The 12,940-nt window shown below is 63.4% G+C and carries 15 protein-coding genes; all 15 read right to left on the bottom strand.

Going from position 1 to position 12,940, the window contains the following annotated elements; all coding sequences use genetic code 11:
• Positions 1 to 104: 104 nt before the first annotated feature.
• The 15 genes from C8258_RS08815 to C8258_RS08875 all read right to left on the bottom strand — a co-directional run bounded on the left by C8258_RS08815 (position 105) and on the right by C8258_RS08875 (position 12,868).
• Complete coding sequence (locus tag C8258_RS08815) at positions 105 to 437, bottom strand: hypothetical protein (protein WP_106954724.1); 333 nt, start codon at positions 435 to 437, stop codon at positions 105 to 107.
• Positions 434 to 1,483 (bottom strand): hypothetical protein, encoded by a 1,050-nt coding sequence (locus tag C8258_RS08820; RefSeq protein WP_146161185.1) that lies wholly within the window; start codon positions 1,481 to 1,483, stop codon positions 434 to 436. The genes C8258_RS08815 and C8258_RS08820 overlap by 4 nt, the downstream gene beginning before the upstream one ends.
• A gap of 14 nt (positions 1,484 to 1,497) precedes the next feature.
• The gene (locus tag C8258_RS08825; RefSeq protein ID WP_106954726.1) at positions 1,498 to 2,574 is read right to left on the bottom strand and encodes a hypothetical protein; all 1,077 of its coding nucleotides are present in this window, start codon (positions 2,572 to 2,574) and stop codon (positions 1,498 to 1,500) included.
• 10 nt (positions 2,575 to 2,584) lie between these two features.
• The gene (locus tag C8258_RS08830; protein WP_106954727.1) at positions 2,585 to 3,613 is read right to left on the bottom strand and encodes a hypothetical protein; all 1,029 of its coding nucleotides are present in this window, start codon (positions 3,611 to 3,613) and stop codon (positions 2,585 to 2,587) included.
• Between the two features lie 20 nt (positions 3,614 to 3,633).
• Entirely contained in the window at positions 3,634 to 5,250 is a 1,617-nt protein-coding gene (locus C8258_RS08835; protein ID WP_199195634.1) for a phage tail protein, read from the bottom strand.
• Positions 5,250 to 6,143: a phage tail protein gene (locus C8258_RS08840; protein WP_199195635.1), complete on the bottom strand. Its 894-nt coding sequence runs from the start codon at positions 6,141 to 6,143 to the stop codon at positions 5,250 to 5,252. The genes C8258_RS08835 and C8258_RS08840 overlap by 1 nt, the downstream gene beginning before the upstream one ends.
• On the bottom strand, positions 6,140 to 8,590 hold the full coding sequence (locus C8258_RS08845) for a hypothetical protein (protein ID WP_106954728.1): 2,451 nt from the start codon (positions 8,588 to 8,590) through the stop codon (positions 6,140 to 6,142). The genes C8258_RS08840 and C8258_RS08845 overlap by 4 nt, the downstream gene beginning before the upstream one ends.
• 55 nt (positions 8,591 to 8,645) lie before the next feature.
• Positions 8,646 to 8,873 (bottom strand): DUF5361 domain-containing protein, encoded by a 228-nt coding sequence (locus C8258_RS08850; RefSeq protein ID WP_146161186.1) that lies wholly within the window; start codon positions 8,871 to 8,873, stop codon positions 8,646 to 8,648.
• Between the two features lie 149 nt (positions 8,874 to 9,022).
• Positions 9,023 to 9,313, bottom strand: a complete 291-nt coding sequence (locus tag C8258_RS08855) for a hypothetical protein (protein ID WP_106954730.1) — start codon at positions 9,311 to 9,313, stop codon at positions 9,023 to 9,025.
• A 208-nt stretch (positions 9,314 to 9,521) separates the two neighbouring features.
• Positions 9,522 to 10,109 (bottom strand): hypothetical protein, encoded by a 588-nt coding sequence (locus tag C8258_RS08860; RefSeq protein ID WP_146161187.1) that lies wholly within the window; start codon positions 10,107 to 10,109, stop codon positions 9,522 to 9,524.
• A gap of 74 nt (positions 10,110 to 10,183) precedes the next feature.
• A complete protein-coding gene (locus tag C8258_RS08865) occupies positions 10,184 to 10,621 on the bottom strand; it encodes a hypothetical protein (RefSeq protein ID WP_106954732.1) in 438 nt (145 codons plus the stop codon).
• Positions 10,622 to 10,680: 59 nt separating this feature from the next.
• Positions 10,681 to 11,529, bottom strand: a complete 849-nt coding sequence (locus C8258_RS08870; protein ID WP_233224979.1) for an immunity 49 family protein — start codon at positions 11,527 to 11,529, stop codon at positions 10,681 to 10,683.
• Between the two features lie 289 nt (positions 11,530 to 11,818).
• Positions 11,819 to 12,136, bottom strand: coding sequence for a hypothetical protein (locus C8258_RS32235; protein WP_146161188.1), 318 nt, complete (start codon positions 12,134 to 12,136; stop codon positions 11,819 to 11,821).
• Positions 12,133 to 12,330, bottom strand: a complete 198-nt coding sequence (locus tag C8258_RS32240) for a hypothetical protein (RefSeq protein ID WP_146161189.1) — start codon at positions 12,328 to 12,330, stop codon at positions 12,133 to 12,135. The genes C8258_RS32235 and C8258_RS32240 overlap by 4 nt, the downstream gene beginning before the upstream one ends.
• 118 nt (positions 12,331 to 12,448) lie before the next feature.
• Positions 12,449 to 12,868 carry a hypothetical protein gene (locus tag C8258_RS08875; RefSeq protein WP_233224958.1) on the bottom strand — a complete coding sequence of 140 codons (420 nt, stop codon included), beginning with the start codon at positions 12,866 to 12,868 and terminating at the stop codon, positions 12,449 to 12,451.
• Between the last annotated feature and the right edge of the window lie 72 nt (positions 12,869 to 12,940).

The following is a 12,940-nucleotide window of genomic DNA, read 5'->3' on the forward strand; positions in this document are numbered from 1 at the left end:
CCTTTCGGACAGCGGGCAGCCGCAAGAGGGCATGCCGGAGAGCGAGAGCGGCTCCGCTGCGGAGCCGTGCTGGATGTCAGCGCGTCTGAGCGCCGTGTGTGGATCTACTCGGCCGGAGCCGTGCCGCCCTCAGGCGGTTGCGCAGGCTGTTTGTAGACCCAGAGCAGCCTGTCGTTCTTCAGGTAGGCGACGGCGCCGGGCAGCCCGGAGACACCACGCACGGTGTTGCCCGGATCCGCGCCGGGCGCCAACGGGAGAGAATCCGTCCGGAGCTTGCGGAGTTCGTCCGCGGCAGTGGTCGTCTCGCCGGGGTGACTCCAGAAGGTAACGAACCTGCCGAATTCCGTACTGGTCCAAATCAGTTCGCTGTCCTTCGGCACCAGAATGTCCGTCCACTCCGATCCGACGTCGACCTGGAGCCGGAAGATGGTCGTCATGACACCTGCCCCGCGTAGACGATCAGCTGTGCGCCGGTGTTGTCGACGGAGAACGACTGGCTGCCCTTGGTGCGCTTGGCGATCACGTAGAGAGTGACGGTTTGATTAGGCTGCACCACACCGAAATTCGCCGTCGGCGAGAGCGGGAAATCGAATCTCGGGCCGATCAAGACCCAATCCCAGTTGCTCATATCGTAGCCGTAGCCGTAGCCGACGAGCTCGCCGGTCGGGCTACCGATCCGTACTTCGACATCGGTGCGGGTGCCGTAACCGCTGCCGTTCGACGACAGCACACGGACCGAACCGCGCACCTGCGGGCGCCAGGCCGTCGGCTGCCCCGGAATGGTGATAGCGGCGAGCACCTTCTGCTCGTTGAGGTTCGAGCCGCCGCTGAACTGACTCTTGCCGATCGCCCACGGCCCGCCGAGCTTCGGGTTGGGGGCCGGGACGAACTTGCCGAGGGCCGCGTTCCACTCGAGAACGTAGTCCTGGGCAACCGGATGATCGGCGTCGATGAGCACATCCGCCGCGTCCTGGATGCGACCGGCCGCGCCCGGGTCACCGGTGTCGCCCTGGACGCCCCGGGGGAAGGTGACCTCGAGATTCTGGCCCGGTGTGGTTCCGGTAATCCGCGCCGAGGCAGAGGACCCGGGTGCGCCGGCAATGGCGGTGCCGGTCAGCGCGTTCGCCGGGCCGGCCTTGCCCGCTCGGCCGAACGCGTCGGCGAATGCGATGAAATCGAGGCCGGTCCAGTAGTAGACGGCGTTCTCCGACACCACTCGCCAAGCACTGCGCGCATCGGCGGTGGTCAGGTTCAGTGCCTTCAACGCCGCGACATCGGCGACGTCGCCGCGCCATTGCCAGGGCCAGGCCGGATCGCCCTCGGGTCCCTGCCCGCCGGCCGGCCCTTCGCGCAGCTCGATGAGCGCCTCGCGATCGACCAGTTCCAGCGGATTCACCGTGTACGGCAGACCGACCGAGTCGGAGACCCCGCGCATGGTGATCATGATGTTCTCGTCGTAAACGGTCTGCTGTTCGTCGGTCATACTGTTCTCCACGCTCACGAGGCCGTCACCGGCCTCGCCCAGCACACGATGTGCGAGTCGTCTTGGCGGTAGGAATAGTTGGAGGTGCCCCGGTTCCGCCGCAGCACCACATACAACGTGATCGCCCGGCCGGCCTGCACGACGCCGACCGCGCTGTCGGGAGTCATGGTCCGAGTGCCGTAGTAGGGCTGGAAAGAGCAGAAGCCGTCGGTGCCGAACGGGAATCCGGCGCCGAGCGCGACGATTTGCCCGGACGCGGAGTCGATGCGAACCTCGGCGTCGATTCGGGTGTTGAAGTTGCCGATCGTTTCGTCGGTGAACACCAGGGTGCCGCCCGCTATCACCGGCCGCCAATCGACGTCCTGAGCGGGGATATTCAACTGCGCCACGGTATTCGGCGAGGTTGCGACCTTGCTCTGCGAGGCCGCGAAGCCGGGGCCGCCGTCCCATGCCAGCGCGCGATTGATCGACCACGGGCCGCGCAGCCCAGGATTGGGGCGGGGCGTCCACAGCTGAGTGGTCGTATTCCACACCGGGACCGCGCCGTCGACATGCGGTCCGTTGGCGTAGTCGGGCGCCTGCCGGATCGGGCCCGGGCCGCCCGGGGCTCCCTTGATTCCCTTGACTCCCTGCGGGACGGTCAGATTCAGTACGAGGTTCGGGCGGGTTCCTGTCACGGTCACCACCAGATCGGAGCCCGCGGGACCGGTCGCGACCGTGCCGATCGTGACATTGCACGGTGCGCCGACCGGTCCGGCCCCACCGAAGGCGTCGGTGAAGGAGTCGAAACTCGTTCCGTTCCAGTACATCAGGGTGTTCGTGGCGAGTACGCGCCACGCCTTGCCCGCATGAGCGGTGTTCAGCTTCGACGACAGCGCCGTCAACGCGGCCTGATCGGCGATATCGCCCTCCCAGCGGAACGTGGCGCCCGGCTCACCCTGCGGTCCCACCGGACCGGGGGTGCCGGTCATCAGTTCCAGAGAACCGTCGCGCGGGGTTCCGTGCAGCGCCTGCACGACCTCCGCGGCTGCGACACCCTCGTCGATCCCACGAATGAGCGTGGACTCGAAATATTCTCCTACGGTTGACATGTCACCTCATTCAGATGGGCTGGGCGTGGACAACGAGCGACGCTTGGGTGCGCGAGAAGCCGATCTTCCCGCTGCCGTCTCCCGCACGGTTCAGGCTGACCACGAAGGTGGCGGGCTGCCCGGCGGGCAGGGTCGCGAAGGTCGAACTGGGCGACAGCGTCGGCACCGAATCCTCGTCGCGATAGGCGGTGATCAATGGCAGGTAGAGGTACCCGCCGCCGCACGGACGTGTGGCGGCCACGATCAGGCCGTCGGCACTTCCCAACCGAACGGTCGCGTCCACCGGGGAGCTCGCACCGTACAGGTAGACATGTCCCTGCACCGCGGGCCGCCATGCGAACGACTGAGCGGGCACGGTGAACGTACCGACGGTCAACTGCGACGCGTCGACCTCCTGATCCGCCACGAAGTCCTCCTGGAACCAGGACCAGGGGCCGACGCCCATCGGCGGCTGGAGCGGCCGGAACTTCTGCGTGGGACGGTGATACGCGAACACGTAGTTCGAGCCCGGGCTGGTCGACGGGTCGTAATCCGGCGAGGCGGCGATCTTGCCCGAAGCGCCCGCAGGTCCCTCGGGCCCGGCGAAGCCGGCCGGCGCGGTGACCTTCACCTGCTGGTTCGCACCCTTACCGATGAAGTCGAGAGCCGGCACAGTCAGATCGGGTTGGTGCAGGGTAGGGGCGACATCGAGTGTATTCGCGTCGGCCAGCGGTCCCTGCGGACCCACCGCGTGCGGCGAGTGCACCCACTGGGCACCGTCCCACACGTCCATGCCGTCGTCGTCCAGTCGATGCCACCACTTGCCCCGGTCGTCCGCGCCGAGTCCGCCTGGGCGCGCCGCGGCGGTGGGGATCTCCCCCATCTTTCGAAAGGTGCTGCGCGGACGGCCTTTCGGTCCCGCGGCACCGGCCGGACCGGGGGGCAGCGCCAAGCCGGCCACGTCGTCGGCGACCTCCAGCTTCGCGTCCAGTATCGGCAGGCCGTCGACGTCCGGCTGCCGGGCAATAGTGATTCGGGCGGGAAAACTGATGTCCGCCATGGTGTTTCCTCCCAGCGAGGTTAGAAGATGAGCAGGTCCAGATCCGCGCCGACATCGGTTGACAAGTCTTTGATGGCGGCCGCGAAGCGACCGAGCCGCTGCCATGCCTTGACGACCGAGTCCTCCTCGTCGGAGCCGTCGCCGACGGTGATCTGCCAGACGGCCGGAGTCTGCCGATCGTCGGTGAAGGTCAGTTCGGTCACGTAGTCGGTGAACACGGCCTGGCCGACGGCGAAGCCGATCTGATCGCCGAGTCCGAAGTCCCTGCCCAGCAGGTAGGGCGCGTTGTCCTCGATGGTCACCTTGTGGCTGGTGTACCCGCGTGTGAGGTGCAGACCCTGGCGGGCGGCGACCAGGCCGTCGAGGTTGAAGGCCTTGTCACTGCCGGTGATGTACAACTCGCGGAACGCGTACGGCCCTGCCTTGCGGGCACGTTCCATGTCCCGGTACACCATCCAGGCCAGGAAGACGTCATTGAGCTGACCGCGATACAGCCAGCCCAGACCGATCAGCGACAGCAGGCCCTTGATGACCACCTCGATACCGGCGTTCACCCATCCAGGGGAACGACCGCCGATGATGACGTCGGTCGCCGTCGGCTTGTGCAGCGCCACTTCGGAGGCGCCGATACCCGAGTACTCCCCTTCGAAGTACCAGACCCACGGGAAATTCCGGGTTGTGCCGAACTTGCCCTGCTGCCCGTAGACGGTTTCGTAGTCGGTGGTGGAGTCGAGGTTCGGGTAGCGCATCGGCGTCGTGCCATCATCGGCGAATTCCTCGAACCAGGACTGGATTCCATCCAGCAGCGTGCCGGTGTTGCCGGTCACGCCGGACTTGTCGACCGTGTCGATCACGACGGTCGGCTTCTCGAGGTAGAAGTACTGCGGCGCCGGCTGCTCGTCCTCTTCGGGCAGGAAGAACCGTGCGGTCAGCATGACACCGGAATCCTCCAGCATCGGCTGGAACAGCTTGTCCGCCATATCGAATCGCGCGGAGGCAGCACTCCAACGACTGGTGTCGTGCAGCGGGTCGACCGGAACCACGGCGATAGGGAAGAGAGTATTGCCCGCATTCCACTTCGGGGTGTCCGGTCCGTCCGCGGGGGCCCATCCCGGCGCCTGCAACCGCATCAGGTTCATCGACAGATAGGTCGTCACCAGCGTCCGGACCGGGCCGAACAGGATGTGATGACGCGGGAACTGCGCCAGCACCGGCGCGAACGGCGACGCCCAGCAGCAGATGGTGGCGATGTGGTTCCAGGCGTGAATGGCCTCGATATCGACGGTTTCGACGCCGTTCTCGTCCCGGACGATCGACGCCTTGGTGATGTACCCGTCCCACCGGAAACCCTTGGTGTTCACCGTGATCGGGATGGTGGCGTCTTCACCGTCCGGGTTGTTGAACAGGTGGTCGAAGTGCACCATGTCGCGCGGACAGATCATCTTCAACCCGCCGGCGGAGTTACGCGGATAGGTGAACTGCAGGGAAAGGTAGCTGTGCTCCTCCCCTACTTCTTCCATGAACTTGTTCCAATAGCGAACCAGCACATCGGGATTGCGCGCCTGCTCCTGGTCCGCCCGGAACTGCTCGTCCATCCGCCGTGATTCGTCGTACGGATCCCAGTTGCCCGCGGTCATCAGAACGGCCTCGAGGATCGGGGGGTGACCGAGGCGATGATGCCGGAGGCGGTGGTTCCGCCCTCGACCTTCACGGTGATCTCGGTGGAGCTCCAGGGATCCATCGACTGCATCCAGCGACGGCCGCTGAGCTGCGCCCACACATTGACCGGCTTCGCGCCCGAGCTGTCGTAAACGGTTGCAGTCCGGTGCCGCGGATGGGTGTCGATCCGTAGCGTCTGGGTGGCCGTCAGCAGCGGCGTCTGCACCATCCGAGTCAGATCGCCCGCAACCGGATCCAGAATCTGCCAGCGTCCCGGGCCGTTCATCGTGTAACGCGGCCACGCCGGCTGATCCGCGGCATTGCGCAGCCGCACGGCACCCTGACCGATGCCGGAGGAATTGGTCCACACCGAGTTCTCGTCGAAGTGCCGTTCCAGCGGATCCATCGCGGTGGCGGACATCTTGTAGACCGCCATGGCATTTCGCGCCGGATCCACATCGCCGACAGGCTCCGGCGCGGCATCGAGCTGCGCCTGCTGGAACCGCCAGCCTTGGTGACGGGTGTAGTAGCCGACCGTGACCGGCTTGTCTGTCGACCAACCGCGGAACCAGGCGTCATGCACAGCGTGGAAGTCCCGAACCGGGTCGGCGCCACTATCTTTCGCGGACACCGAGATGACGGCCAGGAAGTCCCACTCCTTCTTCGAACGGACAGATCGAACAAAGGTGGCGCCGTCCTGACGCGCGCCCTCCGAGATCAGCAGTTGCACCGGCGCGAACATGAATCCGTTCTGCTGGGACAAGCGCACGCCCTCCCGGCCGGAGTTCACTCCGGACAGGTGCCACACTCGTCCGTTGACATCCCACACGACCACCTTCGTGCCGTGGGTTTCCAAAAGTTGGTGGCTCATCGCCCGAAACCTCCTCCGCGTTGCTGCGCCACAGCCCGGCGCCGACGGACCCGCTCGACCGCGATCGATGCGCTCTTCGGGTCCATGCCGTTGAAGTTGTAGATATCGCCGCGGACGGTGTGACCGCCCGGGCCTTCGGCCAGATCGGTGAGACCGAAACCGGTTCCGACCAGCTCTTTGATCGTGTTGCCCACCCATTCGATGGGGCGAGCGATTTCCTCGGCGATACCGCCGCCGATCATCGAGCCCAGGAACTGGCCGATGACGGGGGCCAGCGGCGCGGCAGGGCCGAGGAACGGCGCGGCCAGGGTGCCGAGGAAGTTGCCGGCCAGGCTGCCCAGGGTCGAGCCTGCACCGGAGATCGCTCCGGTCAGGCCACCGAGCAAACCGTGCTGTTGCAGGCCCTGGATGCCTGATTCGAACGCCGCGACACCGGCCTGCTGTTCATTGGTTATCTGATTCGCGGACGACATGCCCGAACTGCCATTGGGGGTCCACTCGATACCTGTGGCCTGGCTGATCCAGCGACCGATGGTGTCGGTCCACGTGTGGTTCGGGTCGGCGTCGCTGTATGCCTGTCCGAGCGGCGCAGTCAATTGCGCCGCCAGATCGGCGAGGTTCCTGGGAGCATCGCTGCCGAGGATCGGCGTAAGCAAGGTGCCCAGGTCGGTGCCGACCTTCTGAGAGGCGAGGTTGACCAGATCCGCGAAATTGCCTTCGTTGGGGTTGTACTGGTGAATGTCGTCCTGCAGGGTTTGGGCGTCACCGTTGGCGGTCTTGCCGGTCAGCACATCGAGCCAATTCAGGCCCTTCGGGGTCCGTACCATCCGCTGCGGCGCGCCGTTATCGGGGACGAAGTTCCCCAGCTTGAAACCATCGGGCACCGCGTCCTTCGGCACCGAGTACTTCGACTCCGGCATGAAAAGCGCCCAGCCCGCCGACGTACCGAGTTCCGGGTTGGCCGAGACGTACTCCCAACGGCTGCCGTCCGCGTTGGTCTTTCCGATGATGTTGCCGCTGCCGGCGTTCGAGGCTGCCGGGCCGGCAGTCTCCACGATGGTGCCGCCGCCGGGATTACCGCCGGTCGGTTCCGGCGCTGTACCGCCTCCCGTCGAGTCGGTTCCTGCCCCGCCGGGTTCGGCACCGCCACCAGAGCCTGTCGCCGAACTCGCCTGTCCGCCGCCGACTCCGGCCTGCACGGTCAGCGAGGTACTCAGCTGAGCGCCGAACTGTGAGCCGATCAACCGGCCCAGTTGTTCGCCGATCACGGGTGCGAGTTCGCCAGAGGGGCCAAGCGCGGGTTGGATTGCGGCACCGAGCATCTCGCCCAGGCGGCTACCCGCGGCGGTCGCTGCACCGGTGATTCCGGAGCCCAGCGCCGCGGCGAGGGAACCCAGCTCACCGGCCGCGCCTATCGGCGAATTCGGTTGTGCGGTACCGAGGAACCCAAGCGTGGCGGAGGGGGTGGCCTGAATCGAGGCCGTCATCGGAACGGCCGAGCCTGTGCCGGTCCGACCCGCATCGTTGCGAACCGACGCCGATGTCGCAGATCCGGGACGGGCCGCGAACAGGCCGCCCGGGCCGAACATGGGCGCCAGGGCGGAGCCCAATGCGGCGCCGGCCCAGGAAGCCGCGTCCACTGCCGCACTTCCCAAGCCGCCCAACGTGTCCGCGATGACGCCCTGACCGAGCAGGTCTCGCCATTGGTTCGGATTGCTGGGCGCGGTGGTGCGACTAGCGTCCGCTCCGGCGAGGCTGGGCAGCATGCCCGCCAGGAAGTCCGCGGAGGGGACCCAGCCGGAATTGATCGCGTCGAGCAGCGAAAGCGCGCGTGCGGCTGCGTCAGCATTGACCACATACTCACCGCGTGAGGCCGCCAAGTGAACCAGATCGGAGGACGAGCCACCGGGTCCGGAAACCAGGCCACCGTCTGCGACGGTATCGCCGGGCTTGTAGACCAGACCGCCGCGTGCACGCCGCACCGGATTCTGTTCGAAGGCCGAATCGCTCTGGTCCTCAGAGTCTTCCGGCCTACGCTGTCCGCCTCGCTTGGCAGGGTTGAGTAGCGTGGTCTTGGCGCTGAACTTGACGATCCGCGTTTCGGTCTCGTCGCTCTTCGAGGTATCGCGAAGCAGGTTCAGCGCCTGCGACGCGACCCGGTCGGCGAAGAAGTTCGGCACATGGCCGAGCACCTCCTCGAAGGCATGGGCCAGCGCGGCGAACGGGCCGGACCGGCCCACGAGGGAGTTCGGTGCGCCGGATCCGTTGTCAGAGACCAGAATCGGATCCTGGTCGGGAAGCGTGACGAGGGAAGTCCCGGGTGTCGGACCTCCCTCCCAGAGGGCGCCGCTGGGCAGCGTGATCCGCTTCCCCGGTGCCGGCTGCCCGCCGGTCGTCATCGCGAGAATGTCCGGCAGTGTCATCGCCGGTGGGCGTTGCTTGTCCACAATTCACATCCACTTTCTGGGCCGATTGCGCCCGAGCTCGCCCACCGGCGAGGAATCACTCACTCCAGCCGAGGAATTCGTTGATCCGGTCGACGCCCATCGCCGTTCCCACACGTTCGCGGCCGGACTCGAGGCCGGGCCGGGAGATCGGCTCGGGGCGGTTGCGCCCGTGGCGGGCGTCGTCGCTCTTGGACCACACCAGCCAGCGCAGGCAGTCGGCCATCTCCGCGAGCAGATATTGGTCAAGCCGCCAGCGGTGGGCTTCGGGGTGCATGGTGCGCATCAATGCCGAGTCGGGCGGCAGAAATTTGACTATGGCCTTCAGGTCGCACCAGCTCAGCGCTTCATCGCCGAGCCGGCGCAACCGCAGGCCGAGGGCAATCAGGTCGTATTCGATTGCCTCGGAATGCTCTTCGAGAAGGGCATCGAGGCTCAGGATTCCCCCAGGCTGATACCCGAGTGCGCGCGCCAGGCATCCAACATCTCGTGGTAGGCGTCCGGATCCATATCGTCCAGGGCCGCAAGCGCTTCGGGCGAAACCGCCAACTCCAGCAGGGTGTACATGGCGTCCACATCGCCCAGGCGGCGGATCCGGCGGACCAGACCCGGCTTGAGGTAGGTCAGCGACGGCAGCTCGATGTCGATGCCGTCGACCTGGTAGTGGAAGTTGTCCTTCACCTTCGTCGGAGTGGTGATCGCGATAGGGGCTTTCGGGGAAGTCATTGGTACGCAAACCCTTCGTCTAGTCGTTGTTGTGGTTAGTGCAGTTGGAAGGCCCAACGGCGGCGGCGGGCCTGCGCATAGGTTGTGGAATGACCGCCGCCGTTGGGGGCTTTGCAGGACGGCTCGAGGCCGTCAGAGGGCAGGGTTCAGCCCCGAGCTACTCGGGGCTGAACCCTGTCGTGGTGTTCGACGGTGAATACCGTCGGGATCAGGCGGCCTTGATGCCGTCGTCCAGGTAGCGGTACGCCTTCACACCGGCGTCGTCCTTGAAGGCCTCGACGGTGACGGTGAAGCCGGCCAGGGCGTTCGACACGAACTTCTTCTCGGTGACCGAGGTGATCTTGGCGTTCGGCAGCACGATGCGCAGCTTCTTGTCCTCGGTGACCATGTCGAAGATCCACGAGCGACGCGGCAGCGGCGTACCGGTCTCCTTGACCTGGTACAACGCACCGGAAGTGGAGGTAGCCGCGGTCGGAACGACATTGCCCGCGCCGAAGACCTCGCTCAGCACGTCCTTGTCCCACACCGCGTACAGGGTCAGACCGAAACGCACCGAGTGCTCGGTCTGCAGCTGCGCGATGATATCGGCGTTCCAGTCCTTAACGGACTCGATCTTGCGCTCACCCATCGATTCGATGCCGTCCTCGGACACATAACCCAGAGCCTTGAACGCAGGATCGATAGTGCCGGCCGCACCGGTCGGCAGCGCGGTAGCCAGCGGAGCCACCAGAACACCGCCGGTAACAGCGATGTTCGGGGTGCCGGCGCCAATGTACTTGCTGGAAGGCAGAGCCATTTTAGTTATCTCCCTTGGGATTTGCGCAGGCCCTAGGGATTGGATATTCAGTTGTGACTGCCACGAACACGCAGTCAGGCGAGAACAGTGCCCCGCACAATCAAGTCGGTGACAATCGTGTACCGCGGAGCGGCAGTCACCGGATCGGTATCGTTCTCTTCGCCGGCATCCTCAACGTAATCGCACCACACAGTGCCGATACGCCCAGGAGCAGCGGCGTTCACAACGCCGCGCACCAGCGCAGCCAGGCCCGCCGCATTCCCAGCGTCATCGAAACACTCGAACACGACCCGAGGCCGATCCAGAACCAGTTGAGCGCCACGGCGCCCCTCCCGATCCTCAACGTCAACGCGAGCCTTGCGATCATTACGACTGACCCGCACCATTCGTGCAGGCCGCGACTCAGGAACCTTCGTGACCACCACCGCACTGTCGGAGACAGCTGCGAGCTTAGCGGTCAAGAAGGTGACGAGAGCCTTCTCGATATCAGCAAAAACTATCTGCTCAACCAAGGCAGGGATCCGTTCAATAGAAGCTCATAGGATAATTGAAACATCTACGCTTCAAGAAGCTAGAATCGAAATCCTTCCAGCCAGTCACCTTTTAACATATGTCTGGGGATGTAATCCGATTCGACCTCAACCGCAACTTCCATGTCATATCCGATGCACGCCATAGCGAGCGGAGCCAGAGCAATTGCTCCCGTAGCATCGTCGAAGCGATCGATATCCGAGGTCCAGTAGACCTTATGCAGTTCTAGCGCATCTTTCAACGCTTCGTTGAAAAGACTTACGTCTTTGAAGATCAAAGAATAGAAGAGATGCACGGGTGGATATAGAATAGTTTGAAGATAACCTGCCGAAACGAAATGAACCGCATCAGCATATGACGCCTCCATTGCACTCTGAACACGCGACGCCAAGCCGTCACCTCGAAGCCAAAAAGTTTGCAGAACATCTACCCATAGATAGATGAACTCATCTTCCCGGCTAGTCGCTCTAAGCCTATCGACCGGAATTTCGCATAGCTTCGTCATTCTAACTTGATCTCGGCAGATGACCGCGAGATAGAAGGTATTTAGCCAATTCGAAGCACTGGCGAATGTCCGCGCGCCGATCATGGGCAGCGTTCTATTCTCATCTAGAATGAATAACTTAACCGCATCAACATTATCGCCGGTCACTTCAAAAATTGCCGAGCCCACCTGCAAAGCTATCGCAGCCGACTCGCACGTTGCAAAATATTCCGCATCTCGATCCGCCCAGAAGCTCAAATACATCGCCCGGAGGGCGGCATCGAACACCGCGCCGATAGAATTCGGCACATCTTCGATGGAACTTACACGCATAGCAAGGTCGGACCGGGCTTCCTGAGCCCGCATTTCATCCGTCTTGGCCGGATGTCCATGATGAGCGACCATGACGGTCACGGAGTACCACCTTTACTGAGGTCGAAGTTCCGTACAATGAAGCCATCATATCGGCCGGTCCCATCCCGTCAGCATCGATGAAAATCGAGCTCCCGCCTCGAATCTCGACGCATCTATTCTTAGTCTCTCTGAATGCCTTGTACACCGCACGTGCAACTCGAGCTGCGTCTCCGCCGCTCTTCAACATTGCTAGGAGAATACTGAAATAGTACTGCCGAGTGCACGGAGCGGGGAGCACCTTTCACAGTGTCTCCGGTCGAGCGACCCGCTGTCCGAGAACTCACAGATTGCCGGACTTCCCACGACGTACGTCGAATTCTGTTCCAGAAACAGCGTCGTAGGATTTATCTCCCGCAATAATATCCGGATCGGGCGAGGCTGCACGCAGTCTTTTCCGCGCCTCTTTGAATTTCTCTTTGTATTTTTCAAGCTCCTCAGGAGTGGGTGGCTCGACTCCAGCCTCCTGGGGAGTGGAGAATATTATACCGGCGATCTTTTTACTCATATTCCTCACCAGATCAGTATCGTTCTCTTCGCCGACTTCCTCGACATGGTCGCACCAGACGGTGCCGATGTAGCCAGGCGCGGCAGTGTTCACGATCCCCGCACCTTGGCCGCCAATTCCGCGGCACCACCGGCATCATCGGTACATTCGAACGCCACCCGAGGCCGATCCAGGATCAGGTGAGCACCACGGCGCCCCTCCCGATCCTCCACATCCAGCCGCGCCTTACGATCATTGCGGGCAACCCGCACCATCCGTGCGGGCCGCGGATCGGGGACTCTGACCATGACCTGGACGGCATCAGAAACCGCCAATAGTCTCAGTTTCAGAAATCGTCAGAGCCGTCTCGATATAGGCCAAAGCTACCCGTTCAGGCATCAGTAAACTACCTTTCTCCCAGTCCTATCACTCCGGCGCTCGATCCTCCCTGAACAGAACTCCCGTAATCGAGCTCGCATATTCTTCTCGACAAGTCCTCGGCAGAGGAACCTCTGTGAGTTTTCCGTCGTAAATCATCCAGAGACCGAAGCAGTCATCGCCCTCATCATGAATGAGCACCTGAACCGTTTCTGGGCGCGGCCACGGCAACGATTCAAGATACGCCAGCAGCCCGCCCCAATTATTTCTATAGAACTGATTTATCCACATGTAGCATTCATCGGATCCGAACTCAAATCCCGCACCCGAGAATATCGCATCGTCGATCTCGATAAAAGGTTGCGGCCATGCACGGGAAGGATCGGATGTCGTAAGCGGAGCCATCACATCCTCAGCTCGCCGTGCCAGTACGATAACTTCAGCAAACCTACTCATCACCAATTCCAATCAGTCGTCTCCGCACCGTACTCGGCATATAGCCAATAATCTTAACACTAACTACATCCACAGTATAGAATG

The organism is Nocardia sp. MDA0666, from assembly GCF_003023875.1.
Classification (GTDB): domain Bacteria; phylum Actinomycetota; class Actinomycetes; order Mycobacteriales; family Mycobacteriaceae; genus Nocardia; species Nocardia aobensis.

Excerpts from the sequence above, each read along its gene's own strand:
- C8258_RS08815 (WP_106954724.1), bottom strand. The coding sequence starts at position 437 with ATGACGACCATCTTCCGGCTCCAGGTCGACGTCGGATCGGAGTGGACG.
- C8258_RS08820 (WP_146161185.1), bottom strand. The coding sequence starts at position 1,483 with ATGACCGACGAACAGCAGACCGTTTACGACGAGAACATCATGATCACC.
- C8258_RS08825 (WP_106954726.1), bottom strand. The coding sequence starts at position 2,574 with ATGTCAACCGTAGGAGAATATTTCGAGTCCACGCTCATTCGTGGGATC.
- C8258_RS08830 (WP_106954727.1), bottom strand. The coding sequence starts at position 3,613 with ATGGCGGACATCAGTTTTCCCGCCCGAATCACTATTGCCCGGCAGCCG.
- C8258_RS08835 (WP_199195634.1), bottom strand. The coding sequence starts at position 5,250 with ATGACCGCGGGCAACTGGGATCCGTACGACGAATCACGGCGGATGGAC.
- C8258_RS08840 (WP_199195635.1), bottom strand. The coding sequence starts at position 6,143 with ATGAGCCACCAACTTTTGGAAACCCACGGCACGAAGGTGGTCGTGTGG.
- C8258_RS08850 (WP_146161186.1), bottom strand. The coding sequence starts at position 8,873 with ATGCGCACCATGCACCCCGAAGCCCACCGCTGGCGGCTTGACCAATAT.
- C8258_RS08855 (WP_106954730.1), bottom strand. The coding sequence starts at position 9,313 with ATGACTTCCCCGAAAGCCCCTATCGCGATCACCACTCCGACGAAGGTG.
- C8258_RS08860 (WP_146161187.1), bottom strand. The coding sequence starts at position 10,109 with ATGGCTCTGCCTTCCAGCAAGTACATTGGCGCCGGCACCCCGAACATC.
- C8258_RS08870 (WP_233224979.1), bottom strand. The coding sequence starts at position 11,529 with ATGGTCGCTCATCATGGACATCCGGCCAAGACGGATGAAATGCGGGCT.
- C8258_RS32240 (WP_146161189.1), bottom strand. The coding sequence starts at position 12,330 with ATGGTCAGAGTCCCCGATCCGCGGCCCGCACGGATGGTGCGGGTTGCC.